We start from the raw sequence: 20,302 nt of genomic DNA, 5'->3' as shown, positions 1-20,302 counted from the left end.
AATAACAGCCTCTTCATGCCGCAGCGCGGGATGAACCGGGATTGTAGAAAGTCACGCCGGTGGCCGCCATGTCCTGCAACTGGACGGTGGGGGCGAAGCGGTCGCCATGTCGATCCTTCAATCGTTCAAGAACCGCCATGACTTGGCCGATGCCGACCGTGTCCATATGGCTGAATGGCCCGCCGGTCCAAGGCGCAAAGCCCCAGCCGAAGATCGCGCCTATGTCGCCATCCTCCGGCGTTTCCAGCACGCCTTCCTCATAGCAGCGGGCGCATTCCACCAGTTGGCGGTAAAGCAGCCGCTCCTTCACTTCATCGACATCGGGCTGGACAGGGGCGCGGGGGAACATGTCCGCCAATCCCGGCCACAGATGCTTCTTTCCAGCCTCGGGATAGTCGTACCAGCCCTTGCCGCTTTTACGCCCCAGCCGACCCAGATCAACCATGCGCGCCATGACCGCATCGGAAGGTTGCGCGACATAGGCGTCGCCCAGTTCCTTCTGCGCGGCGACCATGATTTTGTGGCCCAGTTCGATCGACACTTCATCGCCGACCGCCAGTGGGCCGACCGGCATGCCGAGTTGCCGTCCGGCATTTTCGATGAGCGCGGGATTGATGCCTTCGGCCACCATTTCGACACCTTCCTGCACATAGGTGCTGAAACAGCGGGAGGTATAGAAGCCGCGCGAGTCATTGACGACGATGGGTGTTTTTTTGATCTGCGCCACAAAGTCCAGAGCCTTGGCGATAGCCGCAGGGCCGGTTTCCTGACCCAATATGATTTCGACCAGAGGCATTTTTTCGACGGGCGAGAAGAAGTGAATGCCGATGAAGTTGGCCGGTTTGCTCCATGCCCTGGCCAGTTTGGTGATCGGCAGGGTGGACGTGTTCGACCCGAAGATCACGTCCGCGCCCAGCACCTGTTCGACCTCTTTCGTGACCTCTGCCTTGATGGCGGCATCTTCGAACACGGCTTCGATCACGAAGTCCGCCCCGGCAAGCGCCGCATAGTCGGTCGTCGGCGTCACACGAGCGAGGGTTTGCGCCATTTTTTCAGGCGTCATGCCCTTGCCCAGTCGCTTTTTCAGCTGGTCCTCGACATGCGCCTTGCCCTTTTGCGCATAGCTGAGGTCGCGGTCGAACAGGACGACCTCCATTCCTGCCTGCGCCGCGACGGTGGCGATGCCCGCGCCCATCATGCCCGCGCCCAGCATGGCGAGCTTCTTTGTAGGGGCTTTGGGCTGGTCCTTAGGCCGCCTTGCACCACGCTCAGCCGCCTGTTTGTTCACGAACAGGCTGCGGATCATGTTCGCTGCCTGCGGATCGGCGGCGACCTTCGCGAAATATTTGCTCTCTACCCGGATCGCACGGTCGAAGGGCAGGATCGCGCCTTCATATACTGCTGATAGCAGGGCGATGGGTGCGTTCATGTTCCGCTGGGTCTGTTTCAGGGTCATGGGCAGCGCACCGGCCATGGTCTGCACGAAGGCGGGGTTGAAACCGCCCGCGCCGCCGGGGAATTTGAAGCCTTTCTGATCCCATGGCTGGGTGCTGGCGGATGGGTTCGTCTTTACCCATTGCCTGGCCGTGGCGACGGCGGTGCCTTGCGGGACGACCTCGTCCACCACCTTCATCATCGCGGCTTCGGCGGGACGGAGCAGCTTGCCTTGGAGCATGTAGAGGAGCGCTGCCTGAACCCCGACGATGCGTGGCAGGCGTTGCGACCCGCCGCCTCCGGGGAACAGGCCGATCAGGATTTCGGGCAGCCCGAGCTGTGTTTTGGGACTGTCCCCCATAACGCGATGATGACAGGCCAGTGCCAGTTCAAACCCGCCGCCGACGCAGGTTCCTTCGATGGCGCAGGCGACCGGCTTGCCGCAGGTTTCCAGACGTCGGAAGAGCTGGTTGAGGACGAATACCTTGTCGAAAATCTCTGCCGGGGCGGGGCGCTTGCCGCTCTCGCTCGCCAGCATCGATCCGAAATATTTGAGGTCCATGCCGGCCATGAAGCCGCTATCCTTGCCAGAGGCGATGACGGCACCCTTGACCGCTTCCTCCGACGCGATGCGGGTTATGGCAGCGTCAAGGTCGGCCAGGAAATCGGGGCCGATGACGTTCATCGATTGGCCCGGCACATCGATGGTCAGAGTGGCGATGCCGTCGGCGTCGATGTCGAATGCGATGGTTTGCATGAACTCTCTCCCAACCTCTCCTTCCGTTATCGAGCGGAGGAGGGGTGATATTTCAAATACGTTCGATGATGATGCCGGTGCCCATGCCCGCGCCCACGCACAGGTTGACGAGCGCGGTGCCCTTGCCCGATCGTTCAAGCTCGTCGAGCGCGGTGCCCAGCACCATCGCGCCGGTCGCGCCCAGCGGATGTCCCATCGCGATTGCGCCGCCATTCACGTTGATGCGGTCATGATCCAGGTCCAGCGCCTGCATGTAGCGCAGCACCACGCTGGCGAACGCTTCGTTGAGTTCCCAAAGGTCGATGTCGTTCTTGCTCATGCCAGCGCGGGCGAGCAGCTTGCCCGCCACAAATTCGGGGCCGGTCAGCATGATCAGCGGTTCCGACCCGATGGACGCCATGGCCCTGATCCGCGCGCGTGGTTTCAGATCATATTTCTCACCCATATCCTTGTTGCCCACGAGCACCGCCGCCGCGCCGTCGACGATGCCGGAACTGTTGCCGGCATGATGGATGTGGTTGACCCGCTCAAGCTCTGGATAGCGCAGCAGCGCAACCGCGTCGAAGCCGGGCATGTCTTCGCCAAGGGCGGCGAAGCTGGGTTTGAGGGCGCCAAGCGACTGCATGGTGGCGTCGGGCCGCATATGTTCGTCATGGTCCAGCACCACCTGGCCGATGACATCCCGCACCGGCACGATCGAGCGGGCGAAACGTCCTTCATCCCATGCAGCCTTGGCGCGCCGCTGGCTTTCCACCGCAAAGGCATCGGCATCGTCCCTGCTGATCCCGAACTTGGTCGCGATGACATCTGCGCCGATGCCTTGCGGGGCGAAATAGCTTTTATAGGCGACGGCGGGGTCCATCGCCCATGCGCCGCCGTCGGATGCCATCGGCACCCGGCTCATGGATTCCACGCCGCCGCCGATGGCGAAATTCGCTTCTCCCGAATAGACTTTGGCCGCCGCCATGTTCACCGCCTCCAGCCCGGACGCGCAGAAGCGGTTGACCTGTACGCCGGGGACGGTCTGGGCATAATCGGCGTTGAGGACCGCCAGTCGCGCAATGTCCGCGCCCTGTTCGCCGACGGGGCTGACGCAGCCCAGAATTACGTCGTCGACATCGCCAGTGTCTATTTCCGTACGGTCGCGCACTGCTTGCAGCACTTGGGTCGCGAGCTGAATCGGGGTGATTTCATGGAGCGACCCGTCAGGCTTGCCCTTTCCACGGGGGGTGCGGACGGCATCGTAGATAAAGGCTTCCATCGCTTCCATTCCTCTCCAGCGGCGTCGGCAGGGGCACAGATGTATTTACGTTTACGTAAAGTGCAAGCGGCAATTGCGCTGGAGTTGAAGTCAGGCGCTGGTCAAATCTTCGGGTGTGTCGATGTCGCGCAGGTAATGGCCCCGCGTTTCAATCTGCTCTCCCCGGCTGAGTAGCGCACGGGCGCCCTGGTCTCCGCGCAAGCCCAACAGTTCGGGAAAATGGCTGCGGCCGATGAAGGCGGGGGGCGAAGGGGAAAAGCCGTCCGTGCTGGCGACGACGGATTTGGCATCCTGTGCAGCGATGCATAGTCGATTATAGTGCGATTGCGGCACCAGCGGCATGTCCGCAAGGCAGATCAATATGCCACGGCAGTTGCGCAGTGTTTGGACATGTTGAACCGCCTGGATGATGCTGGCGGACAGGCCGTCTTCGGGACGGTCATTGACGAGGATAGTGAAGCCGCGCCGTTCGAGTTTGCGATGAACGACGGGAGCTTGCTCCTGCGGACGAGTGACGGCGATCAAATGGCCGAACGCCAGCGAGGCGATGGTTCCAAGCGTATGGGCGATCACCGGCTTGCCGCGAAGGTCGGCCATCAGCTTGTCATCTTCGCCAAAACGGGACGATGCGCCGGCGGCGAGCAATATGGCGGCTATCTGTTCCGTGCGCATTTAATCGCCCGCCCAGAAGGGCAAGGTAGGAACTGTCTTGTGCAACGCGTGGCCTTCCTTGATGGGCGTTGATGTGCCATCCGGCCGATAGCGTGTCCAGAGCGGGAAAAAGGGTGGTCATCGCACTGTGCAGTCGCCATATGCAGGCGCGAAGAACAGGAGTGGCAGCTTTGATGGAATATGATCCCGACGCGGAAACGGTGGGCGAAGCGATCAAGGAACCAGTTCCGGCCCATGTAGCGGAGGCCGTTCGGACATTGATCCGATGGTCCGGCGATCAACCTGACCGCGAAGGGCTGTTGGAAACGCCCGAACGCGTGGCGCGCGCCTGGCGGGAATATTGCCGGGGCTATACCGACGACCCGGCCTACCATCTTTCCCGGATATTTCACGAAGTGGGCGGCTATGACGATGTCGTGCTGTTGAAGGACATTCCGTTCCAGTCGCATTGCGAACATCATATGGCGCCGATCATTGGCCGTGCGCACATCGCCTATCTGCCGGGCCAATATGTGGTCGGCATTTCCAAACTCGCCCGTGTTCTGCATGCCTTTGCCAACCGGCTGCAGGTGCAGGAGCGGCTGACTTCGGAAGTCGCGAACTGCATATGGGAAAATCTGAAACCCCAGGGCGTGGCCGTCGTCATCGAGGCGACCCATGGCTGCATGACGGGGCGCGGCGTGCGCACCCCCAATGTGATCATGAAAACCAGCCGCATGCTGGGCGTGTTTCGCGACGATGAAAAAAGCCGCGAGGAAGTGTTGAAGCTCATCAGCGCGTGACCAGCGAAGAAACGCCCCCTTACCGGCCATTGAGCAGCGGCCGCGATCACCCCGCTACGTCGGGGTCATTGCCCCTGGCCAACAAGCGGCTGGCTCTGGTCACGGGCGGCCACCGACGGCTGGGCGGTGTCATCGCCGCTGGCTTTGCGCGGGCGGGTTACTCGCTGGCGATTCATGGCAGCCATGATACCCGGCTCGATTCGGCGCTGGCGCTCGCGTTGGATGAAAATGGCACCGAATGGGACGGGTTTACGGCGGACTTTGCTGACCTGGAAAGCGCCGAGGAGCTGGTCGTCAAGGTGGCGGAGCGTTTTGGTCGCCCGCCGGACATATTGGTGAATAGCGCGGCGCTGTTTGGGCAGGATCGGTTGGACGATGTCACCGCCGATGACTTGATGCGCCATTATGCCGTCAATTGCGCTGCGCCCGCTTTGCTGACGAAAGCCTTTGCGACTGTCCCCGCAGGCGCGGGCGATCGGTGCATCATCAATGTGCTGGACCAGCGGATTGATCATCCCCATGGCGATCAACTGTCCTACACGTTGTCGAAGATGGCATTGTCAGGGCTGACCCGGCTTGCGGCTTCTACGCTGGCACCGCAGGTCCGGGTGAATGGCGTCGCGCCGGGCCTGACCATCGCCACGCCGGACTATGATGAAGGGCAGGTGGAACGGCTGGAGTCGATGATGCCGCTTCATAGCCTGCCCACGGCGGAGCAGATTATGGAGGCTGTGCTCTACCTTGCGCAGGCGAGGAATGTGACCGGCCAGACCCTGTATGTCGATGGGGGCGCGCATTTGCGCAGCTATGACCGGGATTTCATGCATATGTGCCGCTGAACCCGGATCTGCGGGACGGGCGGCACAAAATAATTATCCACATTTATCCACAGATTTACGGGCGCATTGTCTTCGGCACGTCAGATTCCGCTTGGACCGACTCGGTTTTGGTGAGACCATCGCTTTATCGGAACGAACGAGGAAACGGAGAAATCCTGATCTGCAGATCGATGAGAGATCAACGGTCGAAGGAACGTCCCGATCATCTGGAAAATGTTGGATTGTCAAAGGTCTGACATGAAACAGATGGTCCTTGACCAGAAGATGCCGGGTACGCGCGAAAGTGAACGTCGGGCATCGGATGAAGAGGGCAGGCTGAGGCAATAAGATTCTATGGATCGGACGTGCCAGGCCACAAGCATGTGGAAGCCGATAAGGTGGAAGCATCGCACGCCGAGTCAGATGATCGCATCCTGAAAGGGAAGCGGATCGATAGACACGACGGAAGTGGGGACCGACAGAGATGTCGGCCCCCATTTTGCGTTTCGGAGGTGCGGATTCGCCGTTAGTCTGGCTCGTCAGCGGGTGGGCTGTCGCACTGCCGCCCTATCGCAAGCAGCCAGTGAAAATCGCGACCCAGTGGCTGGTTTCCACCACCCGGCAGCCCTTTGCGCGAATCGCCGCAATCCTGGCAATGGACGGGTTGATCCTGTGCGGGGGCGGCATGCTGTGCCGATATTTTTTCGGCAAGATGCCCGTGGCGAGGAAGGTCCGGTCAAACACCAGCAGGTCGATGCGGTGACGATAAAGCTCCCGCAAGAAGGCCGGGCTGCGATCCAGCGTGGCCATCTGCAGGGACGCGCGCAGACCGGTCTGGTTCAGTCGATGATAGCGGCGATGATAGGGAATGTCGTGTTCCGGGCTTGCCAGCAAAGCGCGGCCAGCCAGCGCGGGCACGAAGTCCAGATCCTCTTCCACACCCGCGACATGCGTGCTGCGCGGCGTTGCGGACACCAGCGCGATCAGATCATCATGCTGGGGTGAGACCATCGTGGTCTTGGGAGTGGCGAAGGCGGCTGTAAGGCCAGCGACCAGGCCGATGCCAAGAATGGCGGCAGGCAGTCGAAACGATCTTGCGAGCGCCCATCGGAATGATTTTGCCAGGCACAGGGCGAGGGCCAGGATGCCCATGATCGCCAGGACGGGCTGGCTGTAGCGGGACGGCAGGTGAACCGTGAAGGCAATGGATGCCGCCAGAAGGTAACAGATCGCGGCCGCCGTCAGTGCGTAGAGGAAAAGACGCCCCGCGCCTTTGTCAGCCATGGGCTGCCCCCGCCGCACGCGCCGCCAATGAAGGAAGGCGAGAGCCAACATGGGGGCGATGGTCAGGGCGAAGTTCAGCAGCAATCTGGGATCGTCATTCCCCCTGCAGTTTACGATAGCGGGCAGGAAACCGATGCGGCGGGAGCAGAGCCAGGCCACGCTGCCATCGGCACCGACGATTGTGCTGCGGCCATCAAAATCGGTCATGCTGTATATGTGTAGCGCGTCTTTCAGGCGCAGGGTCGGCCCCCAGTCGGCCAGCCCTTCCTTGAACATCAGCCCAGCCGCGACGACGGCCAGGGCCACCAACATCACTTCGGTCAGTCGCCGCAAATCCCATTCAAGGGTGAAAGGCGGTTTCCATCGCAACCTGTCGAGCGTGTAGATGCCAAGGCAGGTAATGGCCGGGGCAGGATAGATCATAGCCTGAAGCAGCAATCCCGATACCGCCATGCTGCGCCGTTCGGACGCTATGCCGGTCAATGTCATCAGGATCAGCGGCACCGCGATCGCTCGCGGTGTTCCAGAAAAGATCGCGTCTATATGTAACGCCGCCGCAATGATGGATGCTGCGCCCAGAAACCGGCCATAGGGGTCGGCGGTGAACGAACTGGCCAGCCGCCATGCGAAATAGGCGCTGGCGGGCAGGACGATCAGGCCGAGCGATTTCATCATGGTGACCGGATCGACCCCGGCCCCGTGGGACGCGTAGAGCAAGGCGCGGTAGAATAAGGGTGCGGTCTGTTGCCAATAGTCGGCCAGGACATTGCCCTGCATCGCGGTCGGGTCAGCGATGCGCGCGGTCCAGCTTAAAAATTGCCGGGCATCATTGGGTATGGCCCATTGCGAGCCGACGCCGAAGGCCGCGCGCCAGTAGAAGAACATGGCAAGGGCGTTGAGGGCGCAGAACAGAGCAACTGGCGAAGTGAGCCACCGTTGGTTGGCCGACGTTGGGATAAGGTAGGGAGGAGCCGTCCGCTCGAAACATTCGTCGGTCAAAAAACGCCTTTCCCCGGCCGACGAATGATGTTTTCGTCATTGCTGATCGACATGTCTGTCATTGTTTGGCGGCAAAACCAACGTTGCGGAGAATAGTGTCTGAAAATGGTGCCGGCTGAGGGATTTGAACCCCCGACCTTCGGTTTACAAAACCGCTGCACTACCACTGTGCTAAGCCGGCATGTCCATCGCGGACGGGAGCGCCTTACTATCAGATGACGCCGAACGTCCAGCCCTCCGTTTCAGCAATTTGCCGTGTGAGGGCAGGGGGGGTCCACAGGCTGGGGCGGGGAGCAGCGTTGCGCAGCCAGGCGGCGGTGACCAGCGCGTCCGCTCCATGGTCATCCGGGGGCGATTCTTCATGCGGAGCTGAACCCAGGGCCAGGAGGGCGTCGTTGAGTGCAGCAAGGTCGCGCATCTTCGTTCGCCCCTTTGGCCTCCCCGCCGCCCTGGCCGCGATGCTGGTGTAGATTTCGACGATCAGCGACCCGGACATGGGCGGAGGATCGAAGGGCCAGACGGGGACATGGGGCCGGACATGGTGAAGAAGTCGCATGCCTGCAAAGCTCGCCTTGGCAACCTGAGCCGCGCCGATAGCATCATAGACCGTGGAAGGCTTTCCGCCGCCGTCCGCGTTATAATGCGCTTCACAGGCGCGATTATGCATGAAGTCGGCCTTTATGCCGTCCGCCTTGCCGAAATAGAAATGACGCCTGTGGGTCTGTTCCAGCAGGCTGGCCGCGCCAAGGTCTGCATCGTCGCAAATGCCGTCCACATAGGCCCAGAATAAGGGAGCCTTCACAGGGACATCGTCGCCGGGCATGTAAGATCCGCGCGCCAGGAAGGGGGGCGCGAAGCTGAAATCGAAGCCGAAGAGCGTAGGCGCTTCGGCAGCGGCCTTGAGCAGCCATCGGGCGACCCCGGAGCGTGACCAGACGCCTTCGCCGGGAGGGTGGATGAGTTGCGGCACGGCATTGCCCTTTTCGCAAAGGGCGACTGCTATCCCTTTATGTCGCGACCCTTTGGCACCTGACCAGTCGATCGCGGCATATCGGGTGAAAGGGGGCGTCATGGACGGTCGGATTCGCCGGTCATGATCCTGTCGCCTTCGCGCGAAGGGCGGCGCAAAAGCGGACGAGGGAGGGGCTACCTTCTACCCGCGTGGCCGTTGCGGGGTGGACCAATGTGCCGATTGTCCGGCGCTGTTCGAACCCTGCGAGCGCGGGCATGGCGACCCCGGCCTGTGCGAAGCAGCGCGGCATGACGGTGATACCCAGCCCGGCGCGGATGAAGGCAATGGCGCGATCGTCATTGACGGTCCGGGCCGCGAAGAAGGGCCGGACGCCGCGTTGGGTGAAAAAACGGCTCACTGCGGGCAGCGCTTCGCAGTTCCGGCGGACGATCATGTCCATCCCGGCGACCTCCTCCGCTTCCAGTTGCGCGCGATGGGCCAGTGGATGGGTGTCGGACATGGCCAGGGCGTAGCCTTCCTCAAACAAGGCTTCGCGCCCGTGTGCCTCATTGTCGATCACGCCGATAACCACGTCGATCCGGCCCCGTTCCAGGCGGGGCAGCAATTCGCGCATGCGTCCTTCGACGATTTCCAGCTTTTCACCTTGCGCCCCACAAGCCTGCCGCGTGGCGTGCTCGATCCAGCTTGATGGCAATGTCGAAACGACGCCGAGGCGGATCAGCTTGCTGCTGTCGCTTTCGGCCATGGCTTGTTGAGCGCGGGCGAATTCCGCCTCTATGCGGCGGGCATGGGTGGCGAAGCGGGAGCCCGCCGTCGTCAGTTCCACCCGGCGGTTGGTGCGGTGGAACAATATGTGGCCGATCTGCGCCTCTAGCTTGGCGATGCCGACCGACAAAGTGGGCTGGGACACGCCGCATTGCTGTGCGGCGCGAGAGAAATTGCCATGATCGACCACTGCCAGGAAATAGTGGATCAGATAGCGTTCAATCATAGATAGCATCTATGATATGTTTAGGGGCTGGTCAATTTTCCGGCGATCCAGAGCCGTGGTAGAAATAGGGAAATTATTTCAGGAGAGGCCATGACGCCGGATTTCGATTTCGCCTTGGGCGACAATGCCGGGATGATCGCGGAGACGACCCGCCGCTTTGCGACGGATCGGATTGCGCCGCTTGCGACCCGTATCGATGCGGAGGACTGGTTTCCGCGCGACGAGCTTTGGCCTGCGATGGGCGCGCTTGGGCTGCACGGCATCACCGTTGCGGAAGAGGATGGCGGCCTGGGACTGGGCTATCTGGAGCATGTGGTCGCGCAGGAGGAAGTGGCGCGGGCGTCGGCATCCATCGGTCTTAGCTATGGCGCGCATTCGAACCTGTGCGTCAACCAGATCCGGCGCTGGGGCAATGCGGAGCAGAGGGCGCGCTATCTGCCCAAGCTGATTTCCGGCGAGCATGTCGGCAGCCTTGCCATGTCCGAAGCGGGGGCGGGGTCCGATGTCATTTCCATGAAGCTGAAGGCGGAGAAGAGGGGCGACCGCTATATCCTGAACGGCACCAAATATTGGATCACCAATGCGCCCTATGCCGATACGCTGGTCGTCTATGCCAGGACCGGCGAAGGATCGAAGGGGATCACGACTTTCCTTATCGAAAAGGGGTTCAAGGGCTTTTCCATCGGGCAAAAGATCGACAAGGTCGGCATGCGGGGATCGCCGACCGCCGAGTTGGTGTTCGACGATTGCGAGGTGCCTGAAGAGAATGTCATGGGTCCGCTGAACGGCGGCGCAGGCGTGTTGATGTCGGGCCTGGATTATGAGCGGACCGTGCTTGCCGGTATCCAACTGGGCATCATGCAGGCATGCCTCGACACGGTGCTGCCCTATGTCCGCGAGCGCCGCCAGTTCGGCAAGCCGATCGGTGCGTTCCAGTTGATGCAGGCGAAGGTGGCGGACATGTATGTCGCGCTCAATTCGGCGCGGGCTTATGTGTACGCAGTGGCGCGCGCCTGTGACGCGGGCAGGACGACGCGTTTTGATGCGGCGGGCGCGATATTGCTGGCGAGCGAGAATGCGGTGCGGGTGTCGTTGGAGGCGGTGCAGGCGCTGGGCGGGGCGGGCTATACCAAGGACTGGCCAGTGGAGCGATATATGCGCGACGCCAAGCTGCTGGACATCGGCGCTGGCACCAATGAAGTCCGCCGCATGCTGATCGGTCGGGAGCTGATCGGCGCATGAGCGGGCCGGTCCTCGACACGAAATTGTCGACGGGGGCGGAAGATGTCCGCGCCAATGCCGCGCATAATCGCGCGCTGGTGGAGGAGTTGCGGGAGAAGGTGGCCACAGCGGCCATGGGGGGGGCGGCCAAGGCGCGAGACAAGCATGTGGCGCGCGGCAAGCTGCTGCCCCGCGAGCGGGTCGAGCGGTTGCTGGATGCGGGCAGTCCCTTTCTGGAAATTGGCCAGCTGACCGCCAACGGCATGCATCATGGCGAGGTGCCGGGCGCCGGCATCATAACGGGTATCGGTCGCGTCGAAGGGCGGCAGGTGATGATCGTCTGCAACGATGCCACGGTGAAGGGCGGCACCTATTATCCGCTGACGGTCAAGAAGCATCTTCGCGCGCAGGAGATTGCTTTGGAGAACCGGCTGCCCTGCGTCTATCTGGTCGATAGCGGGGGCGCGAACCTGCCCAATCAGGCGGACGTATTTCCCGACCGGGAGCATTTCGGGCGCATTTTCTATAATCAGGCGCAAATGTCCGCGTTAGGCATCCCGCAGATTGCCTGCGTCATGGGTAGCTGCACGGCAGGCGGGGCCTATATGCCCGCCATGTCGGACGAGACGGTGATCGTGCGCAATCAGGGGACGATCTTTCTGGCGGGGCCGCCACTGGTCCAGGCGGCAACCGGGGAGGTTATCAGCGCCGAGGATCTGGGCGGTGGCGACCTGCATGGGCGCAAGTCCGGCGTGGTGGACCATGTCGCCGAGAATGACGAACATGCACTGAGCATCGTGCGGGACATTGTATCGACGCTTCAGCCTGCGCCGACTATCGACCTTAATCTTCGCGACCCGGTGCCGCCAAGATTTGATCCGCACGACCTATATGGCGTCGTTCCGCAGGATGTGCGCGCGCCTTATGATGTTCGCGAAGTTATCGCCCGGATCGTGGATGGCAGCGAATTTCATGAGTTCAAGGCGCTGTATGGGACCACGCTGGTGTGCGGGTTCGCGCATATCTGGGGCATGCCGGTCGCGATCCTGGCGAACAATGGCGTGTTGTTCAGCGAAAGTGCGGTCAAGGGCGCGCATTTCATCGAATTGGCCTGCCAGCGGCGCATACCGCTGCTGTTCCTCCAGAACATCTCCGGCTTCATGGTTGGGGGCAAATATGAGGCGGAAGGCATTGCGAAACACGGGGCCAAGCTCGTGACGGCGGTGGCGACGGCGAGCGTTCCCAAGATTACGGTGCTGATCGGCGGCAGTTTTGGCGCGGGCAATTATGGCATGTGTGGGAGGGCCTATAGCCCGCGTTTCCTGTTCACATGGCCCAACAGCCGCATATCGGTGATGGGGGGCGAACAGGCGGCGAGCGTGTTGGCGACGGTGCATCGCGATGCCGAAAAATGGTCGGCGGAGGAAGCGGAAGCCTTCAAGGCACCCATCCGCCGGAAATATGAGGATGAAGGCAACCCCTATTACGCCACGGCGCGGCTATGGGATGACGGCGTCATCGATCCTGCCCAGACGCGCGATGTACTGGGTCTGGCCTTTGCTGCGACGTTGAATGCTCCTGTTTCCGAACGCCCGTCGTTCGGCCTGTTTCGGATGTGACCATGATCCAGTCCCTCCTCATCGCCAATCGTGGCGAGATCGCGTGCCGTATCATCAGCACTGCGCGGCGCTTGGGTATCCGCACTATTGCCGTTTATTCGGACGCGGATGCCCATGCGTTGCATGTCCGATCCGCCGACGAAGCGGTGCATATTGGGCCATCGCCAGTGCGGAAAAGCTATCTGCTGGGCGACCGCATCATCGAAGCGGCACGGCAGACGGGGGCTGAGGCGATCCATCCGGGCTATGGTTTCCTGTCGGAAAATGCGGCTTTCGCGCAGGCTGTGATCGACGCCGGGCTGGTCTGGGTTGGCCCCAATCCCGGCAGCATCACCGCGATGGGCCTGAAGGACGCGGCCAAAAAGCTGATGCAGGATGCCGGGGTGCCTACGACGCCCGGCTATCTGGGAGAGGATCAAAGTCCCGAACGGCTGCGGGCGGAGGCGGACGCGATTGGCTATCCGGTGCTGATCAAAGCGGTGGCAGGCGGCGGCGGCAAGGGGATGCGGAAGGTTGATAACGCGTCGGATTTTGCCGATGCGCTGTTGTCCTGTCAGCGGGAGGCGGCGTCTTCCTTTGGCAACGATCAGGTATTGCTGGAAAAATGGGTGACGAACCCGCGCCATATCGAGGTGCAGGTATTTGGCGACCGGCACGGCAACGTCGTCCACCTGTTCGAGCGCGACTGTTCGCTCCAGCGACGGCACCAGAAGGTCATCGAGGAAGCACCTGCGCCGGGGATGGATGCAGATACGCGGGAGGCGATCTGCCAGGCGGCAGTGCGCGCGGCCAAGGCGGTCGATTATGTCGGCGCGGGGACGATTGAGTTCATCGCCGATGGCTCCGAAGGGCTGCGGGCGGATCGTATCTGGTTCATGGAAATGAACACGCGGCTTCAGGTCGAACATCCGGTGACCGAGGAGATTACCGGGCAGGATCTGGTCGAATGGCAGTTGCGCGTGGCGTCGGGCGAGCCGTTGCCCAAGGCGCAACATGAATTGTCGATCAACGGCTGGGCAATGGAAGCGCGGCTTTATGCAGAAGATCCGGCCAAGGGATTCCTGCCATCCATAGGCAGGCTTGAGCGGTTCGACATCGGGCCAGCCTATCGTGTCGATACGGGGGTGGAGCAGGGGTCGGAGATATCGTCATTCTACGATCCGATGATTGCGAAGCTGATCGTCTGGGGGCCGGATCGCGACGCAGCGCGGTTGAGCCTGGCCGCGACGTTGGAGCGAACCGTGATATGGCCGCTCAAAACCAATGCCGGTTTTCTGGTGAAGGCGTTGCATCACTCTGACTTTGCGCAGGCGCGGCTGGATACGGGATTGATCGGGCGTGAGGGTGATGCGCTGTTGCCAGCCGCCTTGCCATCGGCAGCGGCTTTGGAGGCGGCAGCGGCCAGGCTTGCCGCGCCGGGGCCGATGGCGGGCTTTCGCCTGAATGCGGAGCCGCGGCAGGACGGCTGGTTCCTGCTGGATGGAGCGCCGGTGAAGGTTGCTTTGTCGGCTTCGGGCGAGTGTAAAGCTGGGCGCAGCGTGATCGTCGCGGAAAATGGGCAGAGCTGGCTGCTGACGCCATGGCGCGCTGGAGGGCAGGGGGGCGGCGAGGCGTCCGATGGCGCGATCCTGTCGCCGATGCCGGGGCGGATCATATCTGTGGCCGTGACGGCGGGGGATAAGGTGACGAAGGGGCAGAAGTTGCTGACGCTGGAGGCCATGAAGATGGAGCATAGCCTCGTCGCGCCATTTGACGGGACGGTCGCTGAACTGAACGGCGCGGAAGGCGGGCAGGTCAGCGAGGGCGCGCTGCTGGTCAGGATAGAGAAGGCGGTGGAAAACTAATGGCGGGCAGGTTTTTCGATCAGTGGACGGTCGGTCAGACCATCGCCCATGAAATCCGGCGCACCGTGACAGAGACGGACAACCTCCTCTTTTCCACGATGACGCATAATCCCCAGCCGTTGCACATTGATGCGGAGGCCGCGAAGGCGAGTGAGTTTGGCCAGATACTGGTCAACGGCACCTTCACCTTTGCGTTGATGATCGGGTTGTCCGTCGGCGATACGACATTGGGGACGTTGGTCGCCAATCTGGGCTATGACAAGCTGGTCATGCCCAAGCCGGTTTTCCTTGGCGACACGTTGCGTGCCGAGACCGAAGTGGTGGAATTGCGCGCCAGCAAGTCCCGGCCCGGCGCGGGTGTCGTCACCTTTTCGCATCGCATGCTGAACCAACGCGATGAGATTGTGTGCCAATGCCTGCGCATGGCTTTGATCAAGGGGAGCGGCGCGTGAGGTTGCGGTCTTTACTGTTCGTGCCGGGCGACCGCCAGGACCGTTTTGCCAAGGCGGAAGCGAGCGGCGCGGATGCGATCATCCTGGACCTTGAGGATTCGGTTTCTGCGCAGGCGAAGGCGCGCGCCAGAGAGGCTGTCGCGGCCTATCTGGCGAAGGACGCCCCTGTTCGCAGGCTGGTGAGGATCAATCCGGTCGATAGCGCCTGTTGGCAGGACGATCTGGCCTGCGCGGTTCATGCCGACGCTATTGTTCTGCCAAAGGCGCAGGGCGCGGCCACGGTGGAAATGCTGGCGGCGTATATGGCTCCGCATCTGCGCATTTTGCCGATTGCGACCGAAACGCCGCAGGCGATCTTTGAACTGGGAAGCTATGGCAGGGTCGCGGATCGGCTCTGTGGCCTGAGCTGGGGGGCGGAAGATTTGCCAGCGGCGGTCGGTGCTGTGTCCAGCCGCAACCCGGACGGGTCCTTCACCGCGCCCTATGAGATGGTGCGTTCGCTCACCCTGTTCGGCGCTCATGCGGCGGGCGTTGCGGCGATTGAGACTGTCTATCCGGCGATAGATGACCTTGCAGGGTTGAAACGCTACGCGACGCGAGGGGCCTATGATGGCTTTACCGGTATGCTGGCCCTGCATCCCGCTCAGGTGCCGGTGATCAACGCCGCCTTCACGCCTAGCCAAGCGGAAGTCGATGCCGCGCGCCGCATCGTGGATGCCTTTGCAGCTGCGCCGGAGGCCGGTGTTCTGAGGATCGACGGCAAAATGGTCGATGCCCCGCACCTTGCCCAGGCGCGGAAGATATTGATGCGTGCACGGGAGAATGAGTGTTGAACATTGATAATGTTGTCGCGGCGATCGTGACGGGCGGCGCATCGGGCCTGGGGCTGGCAACGGCGCGCAAGCTGGCCGCGGAAGGCGCGAAGGTCGCGATTTTCGACATGAATGAGGAAGCTGGGCGACGGGCGGCTGAAGAGATTGGCGGCATTTTCGTGAGCGTCAATGTGGCGGACGACGCCAGCGTGGATGCCGGATTGGCCGCCGCTCAGGAACGGCATGGGGTGGCCCGCATCCTGGTCAACTGCGCGGGCGTCGCGCCAGCCGTGAAGACGGTGGGCAAGGACAATGTGCCGCACGCGCTCGATGTTTTTGCCCGGACGATATCGGTCAATCTGGTCGGCACGTTCAACATGATATCGAAATTCGCCGCTCGTCTGGCCGCCGCTGACGAGATCGACGGCGAGCGCGGGGTCATCGTCAACACGGCGTCGGTCGCAGCCTATGACGGACAGATAGGTCAGGCGGCCTACAGCGCATCAAAAGGGGGCGTCGTGGGCATGACGTTGCCGATTGCGCGCGATCTGGCCCAGCACAAGATCCGCGTGATGACCATCGCGCCGGGCATTTTCCTTACGCCGATGCTCGAAGCTTTTCCGCAGTCCGTGCAGGACGCCCTGGGGGCAATGGTGCCGCACCCGGCCCGGTTGGGGAAGCCCGCCGAATATGCACAGCTTGTCGAAGCGATCATACGCAATCCGATGCTGAACGGCGAGGTGATCCGGCTTGACGGCGCGATCCGCATGGCACCGCGCTGATCGGCCTGTCTGGCTATAAGTTTAGCGGCCCGATTTCCGTTTGCCCGACCAATAGGTCAGGCGTTTTTTGATATCGCGTTCAAAGCCGCGCTCATTGGGTGTGTAGAGCGGGTCGGGATGAGTGTCGGCGATCTGTTCAGGATAAAATTCCTGCCCTGAAAAGGCGTCGGGATGATCATGATCATATTGATAGCCGACATGATAGCCCAGTTCCTTCATCAAGGCGGTCGGGGCATTCAGTATATGCTTGGGCGGCGGCAAAGACCCTGTCCGGCGGGCCAGTTCCATCGCGCGGTCCAGCGCCAGATAGGAGGCATTGGATTTGGGAGCGGTCGCGACATAGGTGATGGCCTGTGCCAGAAACAGCCTGCCTTCGGGGAGGCCGACCCGCTCGAACGCCTGCCAGGCCGTGATCACCTGAACCATTGCCTGCGGGTCGGCCATGCCCACATCTTCAGACGCGGCGCAGGACAGCCTTCTGAAGATTACCGCTGGATCTTCCCCGCCCACCAGCATGCGGGCCGCCCAGTAAAGCGCCGCGTCCACGTCGCTGCCGCGCAGGCTTTTGTGGAAGCAGCTGAGCAGATTGAAATGCTCTTCCTTCCCCTTGTCATAGAGCGGCGCGCGCGATTGGATGATCGACGCGAGCTGATCAGTGTCGAGCGGCGCGTCAGGCGTCAGGCTCATAAGTTCTTCGCACAGGCCGAGGAGATAGCGGGCGTCGCCATCCGCCATGGCGACGAGCGCGTCGCGCGCATTGGGGACGAGGGGCAGGGGCTTGGCGTAATGCTGTTCTGCGCGAGCGATGACGCTAGCCAGGTCTTCGGTGCCCAGGCGATTGAGGGTGAAGACTTTCGCCCGAGACAGAAGGGCGGACACGAGGCTGAAGCTGGGATTTTCGGTGGTCGCGCCGATCAGCACGAACGTGCCGTCCTCTATCGCCGGGAGCATCGCATCCTGCACGGGGCGGGAAAAGCGGTGAAGTTCGTCGATGAAGACGGCGGTGGGACGGCCTCCGCTGTCACGCAGCGCCGATGCGGCGGCTATCGCCTTGCGCAGATCGGCGATGCCTGTCGAGACGGCTGAGAGCTGGATGAATTCATATCCTGACTCCGCCGCGATCAGCCGCGCAATGGTGGTCTTGCCTACGCCGGGTGGCCCCCACAGGACGAAGGATGACAGCCGCCGGTTTCTCAGCATTCGGCCTAAGGGGCCGTCGGGAGATAGAAGATGTTCCTGCCCGATGACGTCAGCGATGGATGATGGCCGCAGGGTTTCAGCGAGCGGCTTCGACGCGCCATGGCTGAACAAGCTGCCGGTCATGGAACCGGGCTGGACCGTGGCGTCGCGCCCTGGCTGCGTTGGCGGATGACGCGGAGATAGGTGTCCACCAGCGCGTGATTTACCTGGTCCCAGCCATAGCGTTCCGTCTGGGCAATGGCGGCGGCTCCTGCCTTTTCGCGGCTATCGGCGTCGTTGCAATAGGTTGTGAGCGCGTCTGCAAAGGCACCGATGGCACCTGGTCGGATCAGTCGGCCTGTCTTGCCTTCGCTGACCAGGCTTTCGCTGCCGGTCGCGCGGGCGGCGACGGTGGGTAAGCCGCAGGCCATCGCTTCCAACGTCACATTGCCGAAGGTTTCGGTTATCGACGGGTTGAACAGCATGTCCATGCTGGCCACGGCCCGACCAAGGTCCGCGCCCTGCTGAAACCCTGTAAAGACCGCATTGGGAAGCCGGTTTTGAAACCATTCGCGCGCGGGTCCGTCGCCAACGACCAGCACCTTGTGCCGGACCTGACGCTGGGCGAGCTGGTCGATGGTATCGGAAAAGACGTCCAGTCCCTTTTCCATGACGAGCCTGCCAATAAAGCCGATGGCGGGTTCATCATCGGCGATGCCCAATGAGCGTCGCCAGGCGGGATCGCGGCGGGCGGGATGGAAAATGTCCCGGTCTATGCCGCGCGTCCAGATGCCGACATCATAGCTCATCCGCTGTTCGCGCAGCAGTTGCGCCATGGATTCCGATGGCGCGACAATCGCGTCGCAGCGCCTGTAGAAGCGGCGCAGCATGGATTCGATCGTCGATTCCAGGAAGGCGAGGCCATAATAGCGCGGGTAGGTTTCAAAGCGGGTATGGACCGACGCGACTGCGGGCAGGCCTGACTTTCGCGCCCAGCTGACAGCGCGATGACCCAGCGGGTCGGGACTGGAAACGTGAACAAGGTTGGGGCGGAATGACTGCAAGTCCCGGCGGACCTGGCGGGACATGCGGTAGGATACGCGATATTCCCGGCGGCCCGGCACGGGGAAGGACGGCGCGCTGACCAGTTCGCCAGCCGGTTCAAAGGCGGGGGTGTCGGTCGTGGGCGAGTAGACGCGGACCGCCGCTCCCTGGCGCAGCAGATAGTCGACGAAGCGATTGAGCGCCTGGTTCGCGCCGTCCCGCACATAATTGTAGTTGCCGCTGAACAGCGCGACGCGAAGGCCGGATATATTCATCTGTCGCCCCTTAACCCAGCCAAACGCAAAACCCAAGGGAACCCCGCCCGCCGCTGGGATTTTTGCAATTGCCAGTGACGACTGATGTCGTTTGTGCCGCGCAGGAGAGCAGGCGGATGACCGAAGGATTTCGAAGAGGAATGAGGGTCAAGTGGAACTGGGGACAGGGCGTCGGTCGGGGGCGTGTTGCCGAGCGGTTTGATCGGCCGGTTGAACGCACTATCGAAGGGGCGCTGATCCGGCGTAACGGGTCCAGCAGGAACCCTGCCTATCTGGTCAGTACCGATAATGAAGGCGAAGTCCTGAAGCTGGGGTCTGAACTGAGCCGCGCCTGATCGTCCGCCATCGCCAAGCGATCAGGGTCATGCCATAGGAACGCTATGGCGGATCACCTTACTATCGAGGCGCTGTTGACCGGCGCGCCGGTTCCATTTCGTGATGGCGACTATAGCGCGATTGCGAAGCAGCCGGTGACTGGTGCGGTGCGCGTCGGCTGGCTGGGGCTGGAGGGGGACAAGGTTGCTGATCCGGTCCACCATGGCGGCTGGGACAAGGCCATCCATCTTTATCCGCAGGATCATTATGACTGGTGGCAAGACCGCAAGCCTGGCCATCCGCTGCTGAACGCCCCCGGTGCCTTTGGCGAGAATATCGCATCGCGCGGCATGACGGAGGACGAGATATGCCTGGGCGATCGGTTTTCGCTGGGCAGCGCCGTCGTTGAAGTGAGCCACGGGCGGCAGCCATGTTGGAAGCTGGATCATCGCTTCGGCGAACGGGGGGTGATGGCCGCGATGGTGAAAACGGGGCGTTGCGGCCTGTATTTTCGGGTGCTGCGCGAAGGGGAGGCCGAGGCGGGAACCCAGATGCAGCTTTTGGAGCGCGTGCTGCCGGAATGGCCCGTCGCTCGTGTCTTTCGCTTGCTGATCGGTGGCGGGCATAAGGTGGAGCCTGAGGCTGTGCGCGCGTTGGCGGAAATTTCTGTCCTTGCCGAAGCGTGGCGGGAGCGCGCCCGCAAGCTATAAGGGCATGGGGCCACAGCCGATGCCCGCTCGCGTCCTGACATACTGGCATCTGGTAAGGGACGGAGCAGCCCCCTATAG

Annotated in this window: 18 protein-coding genes and 1 tRNA gene; 10 read left to right on the top strand and 9 right to left on the bottom strand. The window is 62.1% G+C overall.

Annotated features, from left to right (window positions below; genetic code table 11):
* Positions 1-13: 13 nt before the first annotated feature.
* The 3 genes from FHS54_RS08750 to FHS54_RS08740 all read right to left on the bottom strand — a co-directional run bounded on the left by FHS54_RS08750 (position 14) and on the right by FHS54_RS08740 (position 4,124).
* The gene (locus FHS54_RS08750; RefSeq protein WP_167303392.1) at positions 14-2,191 is read right to left on the bottom strand and encodes a 3-hydroxyacyl-CoA dehydrogenase NAD-binding domain-containing protein; all 2,178 of its coding nucleotides are present in this window, start codon (positions 2,189-2,191) and stop codon (positions 14-16) included.
* A gap of 52 nt (positions 2,192-2,243) precedes the next feature.
* A complete protein-coding gene (locus FHS54_RS08745; protein ID WP_167303391.1) occupies positions 2,244-3,452 on the bottom strand; it encodes an acetyl-CoA C-acetyltransferase in 1,209 nt (402 codons plus the stop codon).
* 90 nt (positions 3,453-3,542) lie between these two features.
* Complete coding sequence (locus tag FHS54_RS08740; protein ID WP_167303390.1) at positions 3,543-4,124, bottom strand: nucleotidyltransferase family protein; 582 nt, start codon at positions 4,122-4,124, stop codon at positions 3,543-3,545.
* A 173-nt stretch (positions 4,125-4,297) separates the two neighbouring features.
* Between FHS54_RS08740 and folE the strand changes: the two genes are divergently transcribed.
* Both folE and FHS54_RS08730 read left to right on the top strand, forming a co-directional pair.
* Positions 4,298-4,906, top strand: a complete 609-nt coding sequence (gene folE / locus FHS54_RS08735; RefSeq protein ID WP_167303389.1) for a GTP cyclohydrolase I FolE — start codon at positions 4,298-4,300, stop codon at positions 4,904-4,906.
* Entirely contained in the window at positions 4,903-5,745 is an 843-nt protein-coding gene (locus FHS54_RS08730) for an SDR family oxidoreductase (RefSeq protein ID WP_167303388.1), read from the top strand. Before folE ends, FHS54_RS08730 begins: the two co-directional genes overlap by 4 nt.
* Before the next feature lie 546 nt (positions 5,746-6,291).
* On the opposite strand, the gene FHS54_RS08725 is transcribed toward FHS54_RS08730, so the two are convergent.
* The 4 genes from FHS54_RS08725 to FHS54_RS08710 form a co-directional block, all read right to left on the bottom strand.
* Complete coding sequence (locus FHS54_RS08725; RefSeq protein ID WP_167303387.1) at positions 6,292-8,007, bottom strand: hypothetical protein; 1,716 nt, start codon at positions 8,005-8,007, stop codon at positions 6,292-6,294.
* Between the two features lie 106 nt (positions 8,008-8,113).
* A tRNA-Thr gene (locus FHS54_RS08720) sits at positions 8,114-8,188 on the bottom strand.
* Positions 8,189-8,218: 30 nt separating this feature from the next.
* Positions 8,219-9,079, bottom strand: coding sequence for a hypothetical protein (locus FHS54_RS08715; protein ID WP_167303386.1), 861 nt, complete (start codon positions 9,077-9,079; stop codon positions 8,219-8,221).
* Positions 9,080-9,098: 19 nt separating this feature from the next.
* Complete coding sequence (locus FHS54_RS08710; RefSeq protein ID WP_167303385.1) at positions 9,099-9,971, bottom strand: LysR family transcriptional regulator; 873 nt, start codon at positions 9,969-9,971, stop codon at positions 9,099-9,101.
* Between the two features lie 90 nt (positions 9,972-10,061).
* Here FHS54_RS08710 and FHS54_RS08705 point away from each other — a divergent pair, with 90 nt between their 5' ends.
* The 6 genes from FHS54_RS08705 to FHS54_RS08680 are packed head-to-tail and all read left to right on the top strand — an operon-like array spanning position 10,062 to position 16,701.
* Positions 10,062-11,213: an acyl-CoA dehydrogenase family protein gene (locus tag FHS54_RS08705; protein ID WP_167303384.1), complete on the top strand. Its 1,152-nt coding sequence runs from the start codon at positions 10,062-10,064 to the stop codon at positions 11,211-11,213.
* Positions 11,210-12,811, top strand: a complete 1,602-nt coding sequence (locus FHS54_RS08700; protein WP_167303383.1) for a carboxyl transferase domain-containing protein — start codon at positions 11,210-11,212, stop codon at positions 12,809-12,811. Before FHS54_RS08705 ends, FHS54_RS08700 begins: the two co-directional genes overlap by 4 nt.
* 2 nt (positions 12,812-12,813) lie before the next feature.
* The gene (locus FHS54_RS08695; RefSeq protein ID WP_167303382.1) at positions 12,814-14,655 is read left to right on the top strand and encodes an acetyl/propionyl/methylcrotonyl-CoA carboxylase subunit alpha; all 1,842 of its coding nucleotides are present in this window, start codon (positions 12,814-12,816) and stop codon (positions 14,653-14,655) included.
* Positions 14,655-15,107, top strand: coding sequence for a MaoC family dehydratase (locus FHS54_RS08690; RefSeq protein WP_167303381.1), 453 nt, complete (start codon positions 14,655-14,657; stop codon positions 15,105-15,107). The genes FHS54_RS08695 and FHS54_RS08690 overlap by 1 nt, the downstream gene beginning before the upstream one ends.
* Entirely contained in the window at positions 15,104-15,940 is an 837-nt protein-coding gene (locus tag FHS54_RS08685; protein WP_167303380.1) for an aldolase/citrate lyase family protein, read from the top strand. Before FHS54_RS08690 ends, FHS54_RS08685 begins: the two co-directional genes overlap by 4 nt.
* Positions 15,937-16,701: an SDR family NAD(P)-dependent oxidoreductase gene (locus FHS54_RS08680; protein WP_167303379.1), complete on the top strand. Its 765-nt coding sequence runs from the start codon at positions 15,937-15,939 to the stop codon at positions 16,699-16,701. The genes FHS54_RS08685 and FHS54_RS08680 overlap by 4 nt, the downstream gene beginning before the upstream one ends.
* 21 nt (positions 16,702-16,722) lie before the next feature.
* On the opposite strand, the gene FHS54_RS08675 is transcribed toward FHS54_RS08680, so the two are convergent.
* Both FHS54_RS08675 and FHS54_RS08670 read right to left on the bottom strand, forming a co-directional pair.
* The gene (locus tag FHS54_RS08675; protein WP_167303378.1) at positions 16,723-18,024 is read right to left on the bottom strand and encodes a replication-associated recombination protein A; all 1,302 of its coding nucleotides are present in this window, start codon (positions 18,022-18,024) and stop codon (positions 16,723-16,725) included.
* Entirely contained in the window at positions 18,021-19,199 is a 1,179-nt protein-coding gene (locus FHS54_RS08670; protein WP_167303377.1) for a glycosyltransferase family 4 protein, read from the bottom strand. Before FHS54_RS08670 ends, FHS54_RS08675 begins: the two co-directional genes overlap by 4 nt.
* A gap of 116 nt (positions 19,200-19,315) precedes the next feature.
* Here FHS54_RS08670 and FHS54_RS08665 point away from each other — a divergent pair, with 116 nt between their 5' ends.
* Positions 19,316-19,534, top strand: coding sequence for a hypervirulence associated TUDOR domain-containing protein (locus tag FHS54_RS08665; protein WP_167303376.1), 219 nt, complete (start codon positions 19,316-19,318; stop codon positions 19,532-19,534).
* Between the two features lie 45 nt (positions 19,535-19,579).
* Positions 19,580-20,224 carry an MOSC domain-containing protein gene (locus tag FHS54_RS08660; RefSeq protein ID WP_167303375.1) on the top strand — a complete coding sequence of 215 codons (645 nt, stop codon included), beginning with the start codon at positions 19,580-19,582 and terminating at the stop codon, positions 20,222-20,224.
* Positions 20,225-20,302: the final 78 nt, after the last annotated feature.

It is taken from the genome of Sphingobium vermicomposti (genome assembly GCF_011762025.1).
In the GTDB taxonomy this organism is placed as follows: Bacteria; Pseudomonadota; Alphaproteobacteria; order Sphingomonadales; family Sphingomonadaceae; genus Sphingobium; species Sphingobium vermicomposti.
This window is presented reverse-complemented; position numbering and strand designations above follow the sequence as displayed.

What these genes read in the sequence shown, in the direction of transcription:
- FHS54_RS08750 (WP_167303392.1), bottom strand. Translation starts at nt 2,191, where the DNA reads ATGCAAACCATCGCATTCGACATCGACGCCGACGGCATCGCCACTCTG.
- FHS54_RS08745 (WP_167303391.1), bottom strand. Translation starts at nt 3,452, where the DNA reads ATGGAAGCCTTTATCTACGATGCCGTCCGCACCCCCCGTGGAAAGGGC.
- FHS54_RS08740 (WP_167303390.1), bottom strand. Translation starts at nt 4,124, where the DNA reads ATGCGCACGGAACAGATAGCCGCCATATTGCTCGCCGCCGGCGCATCG.
- folE (WP_167303389.1), top strand. Translation starts at nt 4,298, where the DNA reads ATGGAATATGATCCCGACGCGGAAACGGTGGGCGAAGCGATCAAGGAA.
- FHS54_RS08715 (WP_167303386.1), bottom strand. Translation starts at nt 9,079, where the DNA reads ATGACGCCCCCTTTCACCCGATATGCCGCGATCGACTGGTCAGGTGCC.
- FHS54_RS08710 (WP_167303385.1), bottom strand. Translation starts at nt 9,971, where the DNA reads ATGATTGAACGCTATCTGATCCACTATTTCCTGGCAGTGGTCGATCAT.
- FHS54_RS08705 (WP_167303384.1), top strand. Translation starts at nt 10,062, where the DNA reads ATGACGCCGGATTTCGATTTCGCCTTGGGCGACAATGCCGGGATGATC.
- FHS54_RS08700 (WP_167303383.1), top strand. Translation starts at nt 11,210, where the DNA reads ATGAGCGGGCCGGTCCTCGACACGAAATTGTCGACGGGGGCGGAAGAT.
- FHS54_RS08695 (WP_167303382.1), top strand. Translation starts at nt 12,814, where the DNA reads ATGATCCAGTCCCTCCTCATCGCCAATCGTGGCGAGATCGCGTGCCGT.
- FHS54_RS08690 (WP_167303381.1), top strand. Translation starts at nt 14,655, where the DNA reads ATGGCGGGCAGGTTTTTCGATCAGTGGACGGTCGGTCAGACCATCGCC.
- FHS54_RS08675 (WP_167303378.1), bottom strand. Translation starts at nt 18,024, where the DNA reads ATGACCGGCAGCTTGTTCAGCCATGGCGCGTCGAAGCCGCTCGCTGAA.
- FHS54_RS08670 (WP_167303377.1), bottom strand. Translation starts at nt 19,199, where the DNA reads ATGAATATATCCGGCCTTCGCGTCGCGCTGTTCAGCGGCAACTACAAT.
- FHS54_RS08665 (WP_167303376.1), top strand. Translation starts at nt 19,316, where the DNA reads ATGACCGAAGGATTTCGAAGAGGAATGAGGGTCAAGTGGAACTGGGGA.
- FHS54_RS08660 (WP_167303375.1), top strand. Translation starts at nt 19,580, where the DNA reads ATGGCGGATCACCTTACTATCGAGGCGCTGTTGACCGGCGCGCCGGTT.